Raw genomic sequence first — 16,891 nt, forward strand, 5'->3', positions numbered from 1 at the left:
CCGCCGCCCCTAGGCCCTGTCGTCAATCTCGCGTCGTTCGCCCGGAGGGCGGCCTCGCGGCGTCTGGTGCGTGCGATCGCAAGGCGGAGGGTCATCCCGGTACTGGGCGTACCGGGATGAGCCCGACAACGCGGCGAGCGTGCGTGCCAGACGCCGCGAGGCAGACGCGAGTTTGACGACAGGGCCTAGCCCCGCACAGCCGACCGCAGATCGAACTCGGCCAGCGCGCCGCCCCCCGCCGGATTGCTGAACCGCAGTCCGGCCTTCAGCGTCCGGGCCTGGCCCTGCGCGATCGTCAGTCCGAGTCCGAGCCCCACTCCCTTCTCTCCGCACCCACTCCGGAACCGCTGCGGCCCGCCGGACAGCAGGGACTCCGGAAACCCGCCCCCGGCGTCCCGCACCCGCACCACCCCGGCGTCGACCTCGACCGTCACCGGCGCCGCTCCGTGCCGCAACGCGTTGCTGACCAGGTTGGCGACCACCCGCTCCACCCGCCTGGGGTCGGTCACCACCTCCACGTCCCGCACCACGTCCACCGTCACACCGGCCGCCCCCGCGGCCCCCGCCGCGGCCGACCCGCGGACCAACTCCCCCAGCCCGCACACCTCGGCCGCGACCTGCTCGCCCGCCCCGTCGAGCCGCGCCACCTCGATGACGTCGTCGACCAGTTCCCGCAGCCGCTGCGCGGCCTCGCGCACCAGCTCGGAGGGGCGTCCCGGCGGCAGCAGTCCGGCCGCCGTGACCATGCCGGCCACCGGCGTCCGCAGCTCGTGCGCGATGTTCGCCGTCACCTCGCGCTCGGCCTGCAGCCGCGCCGCGAGCGCGTCGGCCATGGTGTTCACCGCGGCCGCGAGCCGGGTGATCTCGTCCTTGCCGCGCAGCGGGAGCCGCGCCGTCAGATCTCCCTCCGCGATGCGCTGCGCCGCCCCCGCCTTGGCCCGCAACCGGTGACCGAGCCGCGTGGCGACGAGCAGCCCCGCCACACAGGCCAGCGCGGTCCCGAACCCTCCGGAGATCCACAGCACCCGGTCCAGGTCACGGACGGTCTCCGTCTCCCTGTCGTAGGGCCGCTTCAGCGCGACGACCTCCCTGTCGTACTTGCTCGCCGCCCACAGCTGCGGCACCCGCCCCTTCCGGTCCAGGTAGACGCCCCACCGCCCGTTCGCCACGGCCCCGGCGAGCGGCCCCGGCAGATCGGCGGGGTCGATGAGGGTACGGTCCCCGTCGATCCCGGCCGCGTGGTCCTGCACGGCGGTCCGCAGCCGGTCGCCGATCTGGCTGCGCGCGCCTGCGTACTGCGCCTCGACGGTGCGGTGGTGCACGAGGAGCCCCATCACGACGGACACCAGCGCGGCGGTGCCCGCGATGGCGATGCCGATCTTGGTACGCAGCCCCATGCCGTTCCCCGCGCCTCAGAGATCCGGGACCGACAGGCGGATCCCCTGGAACTGCACGTTCACCGCGGCGGAGGGAAGTTCCCCCGGCGTCTTCGGCTCGACGGTGGCCCGCCGGTAGGACGCCACGTAGTCCTGCCGCTCCAGACCGCTGAGGGTCAGCGTCGCGTCGTACGGCTTCTTCGCGCAGCCGGGCTCGCACCACGCGCCGCTCAGCTTCCCGGTGGCCCGCGCGGTCGGCCCGCCCCAGTCCCGCCAGCTCAACTCCGTGAGCGTCACGGACTCGGTGAGCCCCACCGACGCCGGCTGCTGCAACGGCCGCCCGGTCACGTCGGCCAGATAGACGGGCCCGGCCACCCGGGAGGGCCGCAGCGCGGCCCCTTCCACCCGCAGCCCCTGAGGTTCGGCGCACCCGCCCACCGAGAGGGCGGCGAACGTGACGCCGCACACAGCGGCAATCCTCAAAGGGGACAACATGGATCAAATGTATCCACAGCCATGCAAAGCACACGTGGGGCGGACCACATGGGGCCCAGCACGACCCAACGCAAAGATCCCGCCCAGTTCGATGAACTGGACGGGATCTCATGTGCAGTGGACCTGTGGGGATTTGAACCCCAGACCCCCTCGATGCGAACGAGGTGCGCTACCAGACTGCGCCACAGGCCCTTGCAACGAGTGAAACTCTAGCACCCCCACCGGGGTGCTCGGAAATCCGGTCCTGGCTGGTCAGCCAGGGCGGCCTCACGACGCTTCACTCGTTGGCCGCGCGCGGCCGGCCGCCGTCCTCGTACTGGTCGAAGAGCGGCGTGCGGCCGCGCTCACGAGCCCGCCGCGCGGACGCCGCCCGTCGCTTGTCGCTGCGACCGCCATCGGCGTCGGCGCCCTCGGCCCCGTCGATGTCACCCGGCGCCTCGGCCGGCCGCTCCCGGTCGGCGACGCGCTCCGCAGCGCGCTCGGCGACGCGCTCTGCGGACGGCTCCGCCGTGCTGGAGCGCGCCGCGCTCCAGGCGTCGGGCGAGCCCAGGTCGACGCTGCCGGTGGCACGCGGGGCGACCGGCGCGGTCACGTACGTCGGCAGCGGCACCGGGACCGGGTCCCAGCTGTCGCCGCGACCGGGACCGCGCTGCCGCTCGCGCTGCTGGTCGACCCACTCGGCGTGGTCGGTCTGCTCGACGAGGGCGCGGCGGTCCGCGGCGAGCGCGGACAGGCCGGTCTCCGTCTCGACCGCGGGGCCGTCCTCCGCCGCCTCGTCGGCGAGGGGCTCCGGGCTCGCGGGCCTGCGCCGCGGCTGCCGCTCGCGCAGCCGCTGCGCCGCCATCTCGGCCCTGCGCCGGTCCATCGTGTAGGTGAAGCGGCGCCGCTCCTGGCCGCGCAGATAGACGATGTACGCGCTCAACAGCACTGCGGGCACGGTGGGCGCCCACAGGAAGGCGAGCCCGCCGACCCCGGCGACGACCGCGCCGACCGTGAAGGCGAGGAAGAGGAGCATCGTCGTACGCCGGCGCCTGGCGAGGACCTTCGTGCGCCGGGCGCGCGCGGCGGCCTCCGCCGATGCGGCGCGTGCGGCGCGCTGCGCGGGCGTCGCCCTGACCGGCGCCTTGGCCCGGGGGGCCGGGACGGATTCGCGTGCGGGTTCGGATTCGCGTTCGCGTGCGCGTTCGGGTTCGCGTGCGCGTTCGGGTTCGCGCTCGGGGCGCGCCTGCGGTCGGGCCACGGGTTCGGCCCGCTCCGCGGGAGGCTGCGCCCGCTCCTCCTGGGAGTCCGCCCGGTCCGTGCCGTGCTCTCCCGTATCGGATGGAGGCGCGGCGAAGGACCGGACGTCCACCGAGCCGGTGATGCCGTCCGCGTCGTCGCGCGACTCCCCCTCCTCGGGCGAGCGCGTTTGCAGGTCCTTGGCGTATCGGCGCTCCATGCCCGCCCGTCCGGACAGCAGCCGGATGGCGGTGCTGAAGCGTTCCGTCGGACGGGCTTCGTTCAGCTCGTCCTGCCTACGGAGCCACATCGGCACCAAGTAGGCGGCCCAGGCCCCGACGATGACTGCGTAGATGAGGCCGCTGCTGCTCACGCTCACACGGTAGAGGGGTTTCCGTGAGGCCATCTGCCAATTGAGTCGGTGTGTCGCACGATCTGGCTGATATCTCGAACTTTTTTTGCGACTGATGCGATCAACAGGCCGCCGTCAGCGTGAAATTAATGCCTGAGACAAGACTCATACCCGTCTCGGACGGTCGATCGGCGATCAATTTCGAACACACATTTCATTTATGCGGGTCAGGAACAGCTCTACGCCGTGTTCCGAGGTCGCGCCTGGTGCCAGCGGCGCAACAACCCTTCCGGTACCTCTTCGGTCGTCAGCGCGAAGACGAGATGATCGCGCCACGCACCGTCGATGTGGAGATAGCGCGGCCGAAGCCCCTCCTCGCGGAATCCGAGTTTCTCCACGACCCGACGGCTCGGCGTGTTCTCGGGGCGAATACACACCTCGATACGGTGCAGTCCGACCGAGCGGAAGCAGTGGTCGACGGCGAGCGCGACGGCGGTCGGCATGACCCCGCGGCCCGCGACGGACTCGTCGACCCAGTAGCCGACATGGCCCGAGCACATCGATCCCCAGGTGATCCCGGCGACCGTCAACTGCCCGACGAGGCGGCCCTGGTACTCGATGACGAACGGCAGCATCCGGCCCGCGCCGGCCTCCGCGCGCAGATGGCGGACCATCTGACGGTACGTGGGACGGTGCACGATCGGGCCGCTGGGAGTGGGCGGCGGGATCGTGGCCTCCCAGGGGCGCAGCCAGTCCCGGTTGCGCCGGTTGACCTCACGCCAGGCCCGCTGGTCACGCAGCTTTATCGGACGGAGGACGACGTCGCCGTCCGTCAGTTCGACGGGCCAGGAAGGGCTGTTCAGCTCGCACCCCCTGGAGGGGCGGGATGATCGCCGCCGCGCAGCTGGTCGACCGCGTGCCGCAGCAACGGCTCCAGGACGGCGAGACCGTCGCGTACACCTCCCGTGGAGCCCGGCAGGTTCACGATCAGCGTCCGGCCCGCCACCCCGGCGAGTCCGCGCGACAGGACGGCGGTGGGGACCTTGTCCCTGCCGTACGCGCGGATCGCCTCCCCGATGCCCGGCACCTCGTGGTCGATGACACGACGGGTGACGTCCGGGGTGCGGTCGGTGGGCGAGATGCCGGTGCCGCCGGTGGTGAGGATGACGTCGTAGCCGGCGTCGACGCCCGCGCGCAGGGCGGCCCCGACCGGATCGCCGTCCGGCACGACCTGCGGCCCGTCGACGGCGAAACCGAGCGCGGCCAGCCCTTCGGCGAGGATCGGGCCGCCCTTGTCCGCGTAGACACCGGCGGCGGCACGGTTGGAAGCGGTCACCACGAGCGCGCTGTACGGCGCGAGCCGGGCGCCGCCCGCGGACGCGTCCAGCGCCTGCCGCTCCCCTTCACCCCGTGCCTCTTCACCCCGCGCCTCGCCCGGCTCGCGCCCTGCCGTGCGGCCCGGGACCTCGTCCGGTCCGGGTGCCGAATCGTGCTCCACGCGCGCGTGCCCGTCGCCCCTGCTCACGCCCCGGCTCCTTCGCGGCTCCACGTCCCCGACTTACCGCCGGTCTTCTCCTCGACGCGTACGTCGGTGATGACGGCGCCCTTGTCGACGGCCTTGACCATGTCGACGACCGTGAGGGCGGCGACACTCACCGCGGTGAGCGCCTCCATCTCGACGCCCGTGCGGTCGGTGGTCTTCACGGTGGCGAGGATCTCGACGGCGTCGTCCGCCACCGAGAGGTCGAGCTTGACTCCGGAGACGGCCAGCGGGTGGCAGAGCGGGATGAGGTCAGGGGTGCGCTTGGCGCCCATGATTCCCGCGATCCGCGCGGTGGCCAGGGCGTCGCCCTTGGGTACGCCCTCGCCGCGCAGCAGTTCGATCACGCGGGGCGAGACCCGTACGCGGCCGCTGGCGCGGGCGGTGCGGGCGGTCACGTCCTTGGCCGACACGTCGACCATGCGGGCCGCGCCCGCCTCGTCGATGTGGGTCAGTCGCTGCTGCTCAGGGGCTCCGGGGGTGTCCCCCCGGGAAATCGCGGTCATGTGCTTGGCGCTCCCGGTCCGGGCTCCGCGCGGTGCGGCGCGCGGGCCTGTTGTGCGCGACACGGTACCGCGCGGGCGGCCCCCTCAGCCGAGCAGGACCACCTCGACCTCGGCGCCCGGCTCCACCGAGGTGTCATCCTCGGGGATGACGATCAGCGCGTCCGCGTGCGCGAGGGCGGCGATCAGATGCGAGCCGGAACCGCCGACGGGCGTCACGCGGCCCGCCTCCGCGTCGTACCTCCCCCGCAGGAACTGACGGCGCCCCGACGGCGAGCGCAGCGCCTTGTCCGCGAGGAGCTCCGCGCGCGCGGTGGGCCGGTGGACCGTGGGCAGCCCCATGAGCGTGCGGATCGCGGGGCGCACGAAGAGCTCGAAGGAGACGTACGAGGAGACGGGGTTGCCCGGAAGGGCGAGCAGCGGGGTGTGGTCGGGGCCGATGGAGCCGAAGCCCTGCGGCTTGCCCGGCTGCATGGCGAGCTTGCGGAACTCCACGCCGCTGCCCGCGCCCATGCCGTCCTCGTCCTCCGGGTCGCCGATGGAGGACAGCGCCTCCTTCACGACGTCGTACGCGCCGACGCTCACGCCGCCCGTGGTGACGATGAGGTCGGCGCGGATCAGCTGGTCCTCGATGGTGGAGCGCAGCGTCTCCGCGTCGTCGGCGACCGCGCCCACGCGGTAGGCGATGGCTCCGGCGTCGCGGGCGGCGGCGGTGAGGGCGAAGCTGTTGGAGTCGTAGATCTGGCCCTCGGCCAACTGCTCGCCGGGCTGGATCAGTTCGCTGCCGGTGGACATGACGACCACGCGGGGGCGGGGGCGCACCTTCACCGTGCCGCGCCCGATGGCGGCGAGCAGGGCGATCTGCGGGGGGTCGAGGACGGTGCCCGCGGTCAGGGCGCGGTCGCCGGTCTGGACGTCGCTGCCCCGCGCGCGGACGTGCGCGCGGGCCTCTGCGGGGCGGTGCACACGGACCTCGCCGGAGGCTCCCTCGGGGGAGGCGCTGTGGGCCCGCATTCCGGAGACGGGGCCCTCGCCCAGGCCGCCGTCGGTCCACTCCACGGGGACGATGGCCTCGGCGCCGGGCGGCAGCGGGGCGCCGGTCATGATGCGGGCCGCCTGGCCCGCGCCGACGGTGGGCTGCGCGCCCGCGCCCGCGGCCACGTCGCCGATGACGGTGAGGACGGCGGGGAACTCCTCGCTCGCGCCGTCGACATCGGCGACCCGCACCGCGTACCCGTCCATGGAGCTGTTGTCGAAGGGCGGCAGCGAGACGGGCACCGTGACGTCCTCGACCAGGACGCAGCCCTGGGCGTCGAGGAGTTGGAGCTCGATCGGTTCGAGCGGGCGGACGGTCTCGAGGATGTCGTCCAGATGCTCGTCCACCGACCAGAAGTGGTCCTGGGCGGTGATCGGTGTCGTCGTGCTGCTGCTCAAAGTGCTACATCTCCTCGGTGACGTAACTGCGGAGCCAGGCCTGGAAGTCCGGGCCCAGATCTTCACGTTCGCACGCGAGTCTGACAATGGCACGCAGATAGTCGCCACGGTCACCGGTGTCATAGCGGCGGCCCTTGAAGACGACGCCGTGCACCGGGCCGCCGATCTTCTCGTCCGCGGCGAGCTGCTGCAGTGCGTCGGTGAGCTGGATCTCGCCGCCGCGGCCCGGCTCGGTCTTGCGCAGTATGTCGAAGATGTGCGGGTCCAGGACATAGCGGCCGATGATCGCGTAGTTCGACGGGGCGTCGGCCGCGTCGGGCTTCTCGACCAGTCCCGTGACCTTGACGACGTCGCCATCCTCGGTGGCGTCGACCGCCGCGCAGCCGTAGAGGTGGATCTGCTCGGGGGCCACCTCCATGAGGGCGATGACGCTGCCGCCGTGCCGCTCCTGGATCTCGACCATGCGGGCCAGGAGGGGGTCGCGCGGGTCGATGAGGTCGTCGCCGAGGAGTACGGCGAACGGCTCGTGTCCGACGTGCGGCGCGGCGCACAGGACGGCGTGACCGAGCCCCTTGGGGTCGCCCTGGCGTACGTAGTGCATCGTCGCGAGGTCGCTGGACTCCTGGACCTTGGCGAGGCGGGCCTCGTCGCCCTTCTTCAGGAGGGCCGACTCCAGTTCGTAGTTGCGGTCGAAGTGGTCCTCCAGCGGGCGCTTGTTGCGACCCGTGATCATGAGGACGTCGTCGAGACCCGCGGACACGGCCTCCTCGACCACGTACTGGATCGCCGGCTTGTCGACGACCGGCAGCATCTCCTTGGGGGTCGCCTTGGTGGCCGGCAGGAAGCGCGTGCCGAGACCCGCGGCAGGGATGACCGCCTTGGTGATCCGGGCGTGGGGGGGGTGAGACTCAGTCATGGCGCCACCATATCCGGTGCGTATGTGCGGAATCTGTGGATCCGGATAAGTCGGCGGCATATGCGCCCACCAGGAAGGAATTGCGAGATCCCCATGAGCGGAACCAGTGGAACCAGCGGCACCGACGGCGGTACCGGCAGCGGCGCCAGCAGCGATGCCGACAGCGGTGCCGAGGCCGGTGGCCAGCCAACCAAGCGCATGTTGCGACGAGGCTTCCTCGCGGTGAGAAGCGCGTTGACTGAGGATGACGCGCAGAAGGCGGCCGCGGTTCTCGCCGACCGCGCACTGGAACTGCCGGAACTCGCCGAAGCGCGCACCGTCGCGGCGTACGTCTCCGTGGGGAGCGAGCCCGGCACGCGCGCCCTGCTCGACGCCCTGCACGCGCGCGGGATCCGCGTCCTGCTGCCGGTGCTGCTCGCGGACAACGACCTCGACTGGAGCGCGTACGACGGGGCGGGCTCGCTCGTCCGCGTGCAACACCAGGGGAAGATCGAGCTGTTGGAGCCCTCGGGGACGCCTCTTGGGCCCGACGCCGTCCTCGCGGCGGACGCCGTGCTGCTGCCGGGGCTCGCCGTCGACGCGCGCGGCATGCGGCTCGGGCGCGGCGGCGGCTCGTACGACCGGGTCCTGGCCCGCCTGGAGCGCGCGGGCGCCCACCCCGTCCTCGTGGTGCTCCTGTACGACTCCGAAGTGGTGCCGTACCTCCCCGAAGAGGCACACGACCAGCCGGTGCACGCCGTCGTGACACCCTCCGGCGTGCGCCGCTTCCGCTGACCCCTCGGGGCTCTCCGGGACCCCGAAAGGGCCCTCCACGCGCGCGTGGCGGGCCCTTTCAGTGCGTGCCGTGAGCGGCCGTCAGGGGCGCAGCACCAGCTTGTCGCTCGTGCTGTCCTCGACCGCCTTGTCCGTGTAGGACCACGGAAGGAGCTCGCCCTTGGCCCACTTGTCCGTCTGGTCGGTGTAGTGGTCGTTGTAGGCGTGTCCCGAAGCGCCGGTGAGGTTGATCCACTTGGACTTGTCCAGGTCCTTGAGGTTCACCACCATCCGCATCGACGGCACCCAGACCACTCCGTAGCCGCCCGCCGCGTTCCAGCCGGTCGCGTTGACCGCGGCCTCGCCGCCGCCGAGGTTCCACGGGCCGCGGTTGAGCACGAACTGCACCCAGCCGGGTCCGTCGGTGCCGAGCGTCTGGTTCTTCAGCGTGAGGCGGTGCAGACGGCCCCAGCTCCACGTGTCGACGTCCTTGCCGAGCTTGGCCGTCAGGTCCCAGCGCGCGTCCTCAAGGGCCCGCTTGAACAGCTGGTCGCGGTTCTTGGTCTCCTTGTCGGTGCGGGTCGCCGGCGCCTTCCACCAGGCGTTGGTCTCGTCGTCGATGATCTTGCGGACCACTTCGTAGTAGCGGTCGCCGCCGTCCGGCTGGGCCAGGTCGGCTTCGCGCTCACCGCACTCGCGCACCTTCGTGCCCTCGTCGGCCGGGCCGGTGTTGTCGGCCGGCTCGACGTTCAGGCACTGTCCCTTCACCCGCAGCTCCTTGGGGAGCTTGTTGCCGAAGGCCAGCTTGAGGATGTTGCGCCAGACGGAGTTGAAGTACGCGGCGGCCGCCGAGTCGGCGTCCTGGGTGTAGTCCCAGCCCTCGAGGAGCTTCTGCGCCTCGCGGACGTACTTGTCCTTGATGTCGATCTTCAGCAGCTTGGGCACGAGCAGCTTGGCGATCTCGCTGCTGTTGTCCATCTGCATGAGGCGCATGTCCTCGGTGGAGATCTTGCCACCGTTCTTGATCTTCGACTGGATGAGGTCGTCGATCCGCTGGCTGCGCGCTCCGTAGCCCCAGTCCGAGGTGAGCTTGTACGGGTACTTGGCCTGGTCGACCACGGCCTGGTTGGCGGTGACGATGTAGCCGCGCTTGGGGTTGTACTCGTACGGCAGCGCGTCCTGCGGGATGTACCCCGTCCAGCGGTAGTCGGGGTCCCAGCCCGGCGCCGGGAGCGAGCCGTCGCCCTTGCCGCGGGTGGGGATCTTGCCCGGCGCCTGGTAGCCGATGTTGCCCTTGGTGTCGGCGTAGATCAGGTTCTGGGAAGGCACCTCGAAGGAGCCCGCCGCCTTGCGGAACTGCTTGAAGTTCTTGGCCCGGTTGAGGTCGAAGACGGCGTCCATGGACTTGCCGGGGCTCAGCGCGGTCCAGCGCAGCGCCACTCCGTAGCCGTCGCCCCGGTCGGGGGCCGCGGTGTCGACGTGGGCCTTCTTGCCGACCTTGACGAGTTCGTCGTCGCGGTCGGAGATGAGCGGGCCGTTGTCGGTCTCCCGGACCGTGATCTTCTTCGAGTTGCCGCCCGCGACCTTGATGGTCTCCTCGCGCGAGGTGAACGGCACGACCTTGTCGCCGGACAGGTAACCGTCCCCGGTGAACTTCTCCAGGTAGAGGTCCGTCACGTCGGCGCCGAGGTTCGTCATGCCCCAGGCGATGTCCTTGTTGTGGCCGATGACCACGCCCGGCATGCCGGAGAAGGTGTAACCGGAGACGTCGTACTGGCACTTTTCGGAGACCGACCGGCAGTGCAGGCCCATCTGGTACCAGACGGAGGGCAGCTGCGGCGCCAGGTGCGGGTCGTTGGCGAGGAGCGGCTTGCCGGTGATGGTGTGCTCTCCGGAGACGACCCACGAGTTCGAGCCGATGCCGTTGCCGTTCGGGCCGAGGATAGAGGGGACCTCGTCCAGGGCGCCGGAGAGACCCGAGAGCTGCGAGGTCATGCCCTCGGTCGACTGGGTGCCGCCCGCGATACCCGTACCCGCGGTACCGCCGGTGCCGGTCCCAGTCCCGGTGCCGGTGCCGGTGCCGGTCCCAGCGCCAGTCCCGGTGCCAGTTCCTGTTCCCGTCCCGGTACCAGCGGTCCCACCAGCCCCCGTCTGGGCACCCGTGCCGCTGCTGGTGCCCTTCGGGTCGTACTCCTCGGTGGCGCTGCTGTAGGCGCCCTCCCGGACGATGGGCTTGTTCCGCTTGTACGGGTACTCCGGGTACAGGTCCTTGATCTGCGACGGACCGAGGCGGCTCGTCATCAGGGAGCGGTCGATCTCGTCCTGCATGTTGCCGCGCAGGTCCCAGGCCATGGCCTTGAGCCAGGCCACGGAGTCGACGGGGCTCCACTCCTGAGGCTTGTAGTCGTTCTTGAAGCCGAGCGCCGCGTACTCGACGGAGATGTCCTTGCCGTCCTTGCCGTCGAGGTAGGCGTTGACTCCCTTGGCGTACGCCTGGAGGTACTTCTTCGTCTCCGGCGAGAGCTTGGAGTCGTACTCCTTCTTCGCCACCCGGTGCCAGCCGAGCGTGCGCAGGAACTCATCGGTCTTGACCTGGCTCTTGCCGAACATCTCGGAGAGCCGCCCGGAGGTCATGTGACGACGTACGTCCATCTCCCAGAAGCGGTCCTGCGCCTGGACGTAGCCCTGTGCCATGAAGAGGTCGGCATCGGACTCGGCGTAGATCTGCGGGATTCCGTTTCCGTCGCGCTTCACGTCGACGTTGCCGGCCAGGCCGTCGAGCTTGATCGATCCCTTGGTCTGCGGGAAGGAGGCGCGCACGGTGCTCACGCTCCAGTACGCGCCGAAGCCGATGCCTCCGACGATGGCCAGGACCAGGACGATCACGACGAGTCGGGCTCGGCGCCCCTTCTTCTTCTTGCCGGACTTATGACCGGAAGAGGCGGTGGTGTTGGAGGGCATCGCTGTCCTTGCTGTCCTTACGCGAGCGGCAGGGCGGGCTGTGCTGTCGACTTGGGGCGGCTCTGGGAGCGCTGGAGCAACCATAGGCGCAGGGCGTTGCAGCTCCGGACGCGGAGTCAGGAACCCGGCCGCCATGAGATCGAATAGTCATTCGATGACATCAAGAAAGCGTTAACAATTAGGTAAGGTAACGAAGTACTCCTACGTAGTGCCCGGCTCCGCTACGTAGTGCTCAGCTCCACGGAAGGAACGGCCCCTGACTGTCCACCACCTCAACCAGCTCCTGCTCGTCTGCTCGCTCGTTCTGCTCGTCGCGGTGGCGGCGGTCCGCATCTCGTCGCGCAGCGGGCTCCCCAGCCTGCTCCTTTACCTGGGCATCGGCGTCGCCATGGGCCAGGACGGAGTGGGCGACGTCCACTTCGACAACGCCGAACTGACGCAGGTCATCGGCTACGCCGCCCTGGTCGTGATCCTCGCCGAGGGCGGCCTCGGGACGAAGTGGAAAGAGATCAGGCCGGCCCTGCCCGCGGCAGCCGTGCTCTCGACCGCGGGTGTCGCCGTGAGCGTCGGCGTCACGGCCGCCGGAGCCCACTACCTGGTCGGGCTCGAGTGGCGCCAAGCGCTGATCATCGGCGCGGTGGTCTCGTCCACGGACGCGGCCGCGGTCTTCTCGGTACTGCGGAAGGTGCCGCTCCCCTCGCGTGTCACGGGCATCCTGGAGGCGGAGTCGGGGTTCAACGACGCCCCTGTGGTGATCCTCGTCGTGGCGTTCTCCACGGCGGGACCGGTGGACGACTGGTACGTACTGATCGGCGAGATCGCCCTGGAGCTGGCGATCGGCGCCGCGATCGGCCTCGCGGTCGGCTGGCTCGGCGCCTACGGCCTGCGGCACGTGGCCCTGCCCGCCTCCGGCCTCTACCCCATCGCCGTCATGGCGATCGCGGTCGCCGCGTATGCCGCAGGCGCCATGGCGCACGGCAGCGGATTCCTCGCCGTCTACCTCGCCGCGATGGTGCTCGGCAACGCCAGGCTGCCGCACTGGCCCGCCACCCGCGGCTTCGCCGAAGGGCTCGGCTGGCTCGCCCAGATCGGCATGTTCGTCCTGCTCGGCCTCCTGGTCACCCCGCACGATCTGCTCGACGACACCTGGCCCGCGATCCTCATCGGCCTGGTCCTGACCGTGGTGGCACGCCCCCTTGAGGTCGTCCTCAGCCTGCTGCCGTTCCGCCTGCCCTGGCAGGAGAAGGCGCTGCTCTCCTGGGCCGGGCTCCGCGGCGCCGTGCCCATCATCCTGGCGACGATCCCGATGGTGAGCGGCGTCGAGGACAGCCAGCGGATCTTCAACATCGTCTTCGTGCTCGTCGTCGTCTACACCCTCATCCAGGGCCCCACGCTGCCCTGGCTGGCCAGGAAGCTGCGGCTCGGCGACTCCTCCGAGGCCGCCGACCTGGGCGTCGAGTCCGCGCCCCTGGAGCGGCTGCAAGGGCATCTGCTGTCGGTGGCCATCCCCGAGGGCTCCCTCATGCACGGCGTCGAGGTCGGCGAGCTGCGGCTGCCCCCGGGCTCGGCCGTCACACTGGTCGTGCGCGACGGAGAATCGTTCGTCCCGCTGCCGACGACGGTGCTGCAGCGCGGCGACGAGCTCCTCGTGGTGGCGACCGACCCGGTGCGGGACGCCGCGGAGAAGCGGCTGCGCGCGGTCGGCCGGGGCGGCAAGCTGGCCAGTTGGCTGGGAACCGACGGAGAAAAACACCAATCGTAGGTGGCGGGGGTCTCATCGGCCCCAATCACAGGGCCGAATGAGATCTCTCCCTGTACGATGAAGGCACCTGATCGAACCAACTCTGCCTGAAGCAGAGCTGGCGCGACCGTATGGCGGCCGTGAAGCCCTCGCAGTGGGCCCGGCATCTACCGCAGTTCCGCGCAAGAGGACAGCTCTCGGCGCCCCCGCACGGGCGCGCTACCAGGCGGCAGAAAGGCACGGGCCGTGGCATCCACGGTCACCGAATCCCGCCCCGGCTACGGACAGCTGCTGCGTACCCCGCGCGCCTGGACGTTCCTGCTGCCCGGCTTCGCGGCACGACAGCCGTTCGCGATGCTGACCATCTCCATCGTGCTGCTCGTGCAGCACACCACCGGCTCTTACGGTGCCGCCGGCGCCGTCTCGGCCGTCACGGGCGTCTCCATGGCGCTCTTCGCCCCCTTCAGCGGCAAGCTCGCCGACCGGTTCGGGCAGCGCGCCGTGCTGGTGCCCGGCATCCTCGTGCACTCCGCCTCCGTCATCACCCTGACGGTCCTCGCGCTCTCCGACGCCCCCCTGTGGGCGCTCTTCGTGGCCGCCGTGCCCGCGGGTGCCTCCACGCCTCAGGTCGGCCCCATGGTGCGGGCCCGCTGGGGCGTCAAGCTCCAGGACTCGCCCCTGGCCACCACCGCGGCCGCCTTCGAGTCGGTCACCGACGAGCTGACGTTCGTCCTCGGCCCGCTCTTCGCGACCGCGCTGTGCACCACCGTCGACCCCTCCGCCGGTCTCCTCACCGAGGCCGGACTCACCCTGGTGGGCGGTCTGCTCTTCGCCGCGCAGAAGGGCACCCAGCCGAAGCCGTCCTCGCACCACGACGGGCACGCGCGCGTGGAGCACGTCTCCGCACTGCGCGTCCCCGGAGTGCGGGTCCTCATCGTGACGTTCCTCGGCATCGGCGCCGTCTTCGGCGGCATGCAGGTCTCGCTGGCCGCCTTCACCGAGTCGATCGGCGAACCCGGCCTGAACGGTGTCCTGTACGGGACGTTCGCCGCGGGCAACATGCTCTCCGGCATCGCCTGCGGCGCCATCGCCTGGAAGATCTCCCCGCAGCGCCGCCTCCTCGTCGGCTACGCGGCCCTGACCCTGATGGCCTCCGGCCTGTGGGCCGCGCACTCCGTGCTGCTGCTCGCCGGGCTCGGCCTGCTGGTCGGCGTCTGCATCGCGCCCGCGCTGATCACCGGCTACACCCTGGTCGACAAGCTGGTCGCGCCGACCGGCCGCACGGAGGCCTTCACCTGGCTGACCGGCGCGGTCGCCCTCGGGCAGGCGGCGGCCGTCACGGTGGCCGGACAGCTGGAGGACCACTTCTGGGACGGGGCCGGATTCCTGGTCCCGCTGGGCGGTACGGCCATGGCTCTCGTGGTCCTCGTGGCACTCCGTTCGCGGCTCGTGCCCAAGGCCTCGGGCCGCACCGTCGCGCGTGGCGTGGGTCACCGCGTGCCGGTGACAGTGGACTGATCTCGCGGAATACGTCACTATGGACCGTCGTTAGCACTCATCGAGTGAGAGTGCCAGGAGGAAGCAAGTGCCGACGTACCAGTACCAGTGCACCGAGTGCGGCGAGGGCCTCGAGGCGGTGCAGAAGTTCACCGATGACGCCCTGACCGTATGCCCGAACTGCGACGGACGCCTCAAGAAGGTGTTCTCGGCGGTCGGCATCGTCTTCAAGGGCTCCGGCTTCTACCGCAACGACAGCCGCGGCTCGTCGTCGAGCAGCACACCGGCGACCGCGTCGTCGAAGTCCTCGACGTCCGACTCGGCCTCGTCGGGCCCCTCGGACTCGAAGGCCGCTTCGTCGTCCTCGTCCTCGGATGCCAAGTCCCCCGCCTCCTCCTCGACGTCCACGTCGTCGAGTTCGGCCGCGTAGGACCCTGCGCACGCTTTCTGTGTGACCCCGCCGTCCCCGGACGGCGGGGTCGTCGGCGTTCCCCGCCCCGGCTACCGTGCGGGCCATGGTGAACACGGCGAACGCCGCGCGGGCCGAGATCGGCGTGATCGGCGGCTCCGGCTTCTACTCCTTCCTCGACGACGTGACCGAGACGCAGGTCGACACTCCTTACGGAGCTCCCAGCGACTCCCTCTTCCTGGGTGAGATCGCGGGCCGACGGGTCGCCTTCCTCCCCCGGCACGGCCGCGGTCACCATCTGCCGCCGCACCGCATCAACTACCGCGCCAACCTCTGGGCGCTGCGCTCGGTGGGCGTGGCGCAGGTCCTCGGCCCGTGCGCGGTCGGCGGCCTGCGGTCCGAGTACGGGCCCGGGACGCTGCTGGTGCCCGACCAGTTCGTGGACCGCACGCGGACCCGTGCGCAGACGTACTTCGACGGGGCGCCACTGCCCGACGGCAGCGTCCCGAACGTCGTGCACGTGTCGCTCGCCGACCCCTACTGCCCCGCAGGCCGCGCGGCGGCGCTGGAGGCGGCCCGCGGACGCGACTGGGAGCCGGTGGACGGCGGGACGCTGGCTGTGATCGAGGGGCCGCGCTTCTCGACGAGGGCGGAGTCTCGCTGGTACGCGGCGCAGGGCTGGTCGGTGGTGGGCATGACCGGCCACCCCGAGGCGGCGCTCGCCCGCGAACTGGAGCTCTGCTACACGTCGTTGGCGCTGGTCACGGACCTGGACGCGGGCGCGGAGACCGGCGAGGGCGTGTCCCACGACGACGTCCTGCGGGTCTTCGCCGCCAATGTGGACCGGTTGCGGGGCGTGCTGTTCGACGCGGTGGCGGGGCTGCCGACGAACGACGACCGGCGGGACTGCCTGTGTGCGGGAGCGCTCGGCGGAGTGGATCCGGGGATCCGGCTGCCGTGATCGAGAGGGCGGAAGTTCCCCTTCGGGTGAGGGAGTTGTCCACAACCGGCGAGTAGTCCACGGGCCTCAGCGGGAATCGGCGCGAGCCCGCATCGTGAGAGCGGAAGCCGAGCTCCTCGCATCGCAGGCGGTGGTTGTCGTGACCCATGTCCCTCCTCAGACCCGACCGGCGGACAGCTGTCCGGTCCCCCACTTCCCGCCCGTGCGGGTGCGCGGCGGTCATCCGCGGCTGCGCCGGCTGCTGCGGCACCGGCGGCGGGCCCTGGCCGTGGGCCTCGCGATGACCGCCGCCGCCCTCGTGGCCACGGCACCGCGGGCTCCCGCACCGCCTCCGGCGCAGGAGGCGGCCGCCGCGGAGCCCGCGCGGGAGGGACGGCCCCTCCCGGTCTCAGCGGAGCGGGCGAGAGTGACGGCGCCGGTGCGGATCGCCGACGCGGACACGGTGCGTCTGCTGCGCCCCGGCGACCGGGTGGACGTGATCGCCGCCGACGGATCGTCCGGGGGCGGTGCGCAGCCGCGCGTGGTGGCGGCGGGGGCGCGGGTCGCCGAGGTGCCCGAGCCGGGGGACGGCCCCGCCGAGAGCGGTGCGCTGGTGGTCTTCTCCGTCCCGAGGGACACGGCGGCACGGCTCGCCGGGGCCGCTGCGAGCATGCGCCTGGCGGTGACCCTGCGATGAGCCGGAACGTTCACGATCGCACTGACAGCCTGTCAAGTAGCTCGATGGTGGGTGGCAAT

At 71.2% G+C, this 16,891-nt stretch carries 15 protein-coding genes and 1 tRNA gene; 6 read left to right on the forward strand and 10 right to left on the reverse strand.

Features of this window, described 5'->3' with window-relative positions; translation table 11 throughout:
- Positions 1-185: 185 nt before the first annotated feature.
- The 9 genes from ACFVYL_RS20420 to galU form a co-directional block, all read right to left on the reverse strand.
- Positions 186-1,397 (reverse strand): ATP-binding protein, encoded by a 1,212-nt coding sequence (locus ACFVYL_RS20420; protein WP_389717957.1) that lies wholly within the window; start codon positions 1,395-1,397, stop codon positions 186-188.
- A gap of 15 nt (positions 1,398-1,412) precedes the next feature.
- Positions 1,413-1,871: a hypothetical protein gene (locus ACFVYL_RS20425; protein WP_389717959.1), complete on the reverse strand. Its 459-nt coding sequence runs from the start codon at positions 1,869-1,871 to the stop codon at positions 1,413-1,415.
- Between the two features lie 118 nt (positions 1,872-1,989).
- Positions 1,990-2,063, reverse strand: a tRNA-Ala gene (locus ACFVYL_RS20430).
- A gap of 85 nt (positions 2,064-2,148) precedes the next feature.
- Entirely contained in the window at positions 2,149-3,462 is a 1,314-nt protein-coding gene (gene glpR, locus ACFVYL_RS20435) for a gephyrin-like molybdotransferase receptor GlpR (RefSeq protein ID WP_389717961.1), read from the reverse strand.
- A gap of 218 nt (positions 3,463-3,680) precedes the next feature.
- The gene (locus ACFVYL_RS20440) at positions 3,681-4,304 is read right to left on the reverse strand and encodes a GNAT family N-acetyltransferase (protein ID WP_389718186.1); all 624 of its coding nucleotides are present in this window, start codon (positions 4,302-4,304) and stop codon (positions 3,681-3,683) included.
- Complete coding sequence (locus ACFVYL_RS20445) at positions 4,301-4,828, reverse strand: molybdenum cofactor biosynthesis protein B (RefSeq protein ID WP_389718188.1); 528 nt, start codon at positions 4,826-4,828, stop codon at positions 4,301-4,303. The genes ACFVYL_RS20440 and ACFVYL_RS20445 overlap by 4 nt, the downstream gene beginning before the upstream one ends.
- A gap of 134 nt (positions 4,829-4,962) precedes the next feature.
- Positions 4,963-5,487, reverse strand: a complete 525-nt coding sequence (gene moaC / locus ACFVYL_RS20450; protein WP_384262678.1) for a cyclic pyranopterin monophosphate synthase MoaC — start codon at positions 5,485-5,487, stop codon at positions 4,963-4,965.
- 84 nt (positions 5,488-5,571) lie between these two features.
- Positions 5,572-6,918, reverse strand: a complete 1,347-nt coding sequence (glp, locus tag ACFVYL_RS20455) for a gephyrin-like molybdotransferase Glp (protein WP_389717962.1) — start codon at positions 6,916-6,918, stop codon at positions 5,572-5,574.
- A gap of 4 nt (positions 6,919-6,922) precedes the next feature.
- Positions 6,923-7,834, reverse strand: a complete 912-nt coding sequence (gene galU / locus ACFVYL_RS20460; protein WP_389717964.1) for a UTP--glucose-1-phosphate uridylyltransferase GalU — start codon at positions 7,832-7,834, stop codon at positions 6,923-6,925.
- Positions 7,835-8,032: 198 nt separating this feature from the next.
- Here galU and ACFVYL_RS20465 point away from each other — a divergent pair, with 198 nt between their 5' ends.
- A complete protein-coding gene (locus ACFVYL_RS20465; protein ID WP_389718191.1) occupies positions 8,033-8,608 on the forward strand; it encodes a 5-formyltetrahydrofolate cyclo-ligase in 576 nt (191 codons plus the stop codon).
- 81 nt (positions 8,609-8,689) lie between these two features.
- Here ACFVYL_RS20465 and ACFVYL_RS20470 read toward each other — a convergent pair whose 3' ends face one another.
- Positions 8,690-11,548: a penicillin acylase family protein gene (locus ACFVYL_RS20470; protein ID WP_389717968.1), complete on the reverse strand. Its 2,859-nt coding sequence runs from the start codon at positions 11,546-11,548 to the stop codon at positions 8,690-8,692.
- 256 nt (positions 11,549-11,804) lie between these two features.
- On the opposite strand from ACFVYL_RS20470, the gene ACFVYL_RS20475 reads away from it, so the two are divergent.
- The 5 genes from ACFVYL_RS20475 to ACFVYL_RS20495 all read left to right on the forward strand — a co-directional run bounded on the left by ACFVYL_RS20475 (position 11,805) and on the right by ACFVYL_RS20495 (position 16,832).
- Positions 11,805-13,310: a potassium/proton antiporter gene (locus ACFVYL_RS20475; RefSeq protein ID WP_389718193.1), complete on the forward strand. Its 1,506-nt coding sequence runs from the start codon at positions 11,805-11,807 to the stop codon at positions 13,308-13,310.
- 225 nt (positions 13,311-13,535) lie between these two features.
- Entirely contained in the window at positions 13,536-14,807 is a 1,272-nt protein-coding gene (locus tag ACFVYL_RS20480; RefSeq protein ID WP_389717971.1) for an MFS transporter, read from the forward strand.
- A gap of 67 nt (positions 14,808-14,874) precedes the next feature.
- The gene (locus ACFVYL_RS20485) at positions 14,875-15,216 is read left to right on the forward strand and encodes an FmdB family zinc ribbon protein (RefSeq protein ID WP_389717973.1); all 342 of its coding nucleotides are present in this window, start codon (positions 14,875-14,877) and stop codon (positions 15,214-15,216) included.
- Positions 15,217-15,301: 85 nt separating this feature from the next.
- On the forward strand, positions 15,302-16,156 hold the full coding sequence (locus tag ACFVYL_RS20490) for an S-methyl-5'-thioadenosine phosphorylase (protein WP_389717976.1): 855 nt from the start codon (positions 15,302-15,304) through the stop codon (positions 16,154-16,156).
- A gap of 139 nt (positions 16,157-16,295) precedes the next feature.
- A complete protein-coding gene (locus ACFVYL_RS20495; RefSeq protein ID WP_389717979.1) occupies positions 16,296-16,832 on the forward strand; it encodes a hypothetical protein in 537 nt (178 codons plus the stop codon).
- Positions 16,833-16,891: the final 59 nt, after the last annotated feature.

The sequence above is a fragment of the Streptomyces sp. NPDC058308 genome, from assembly GCF_042880275.1.
Classification (GTDB): domain Bacteria; phylum Actinomycetota; class Actinomycetes; order Streptomycetales; family Streptomycetaceae; genus Streptomyces.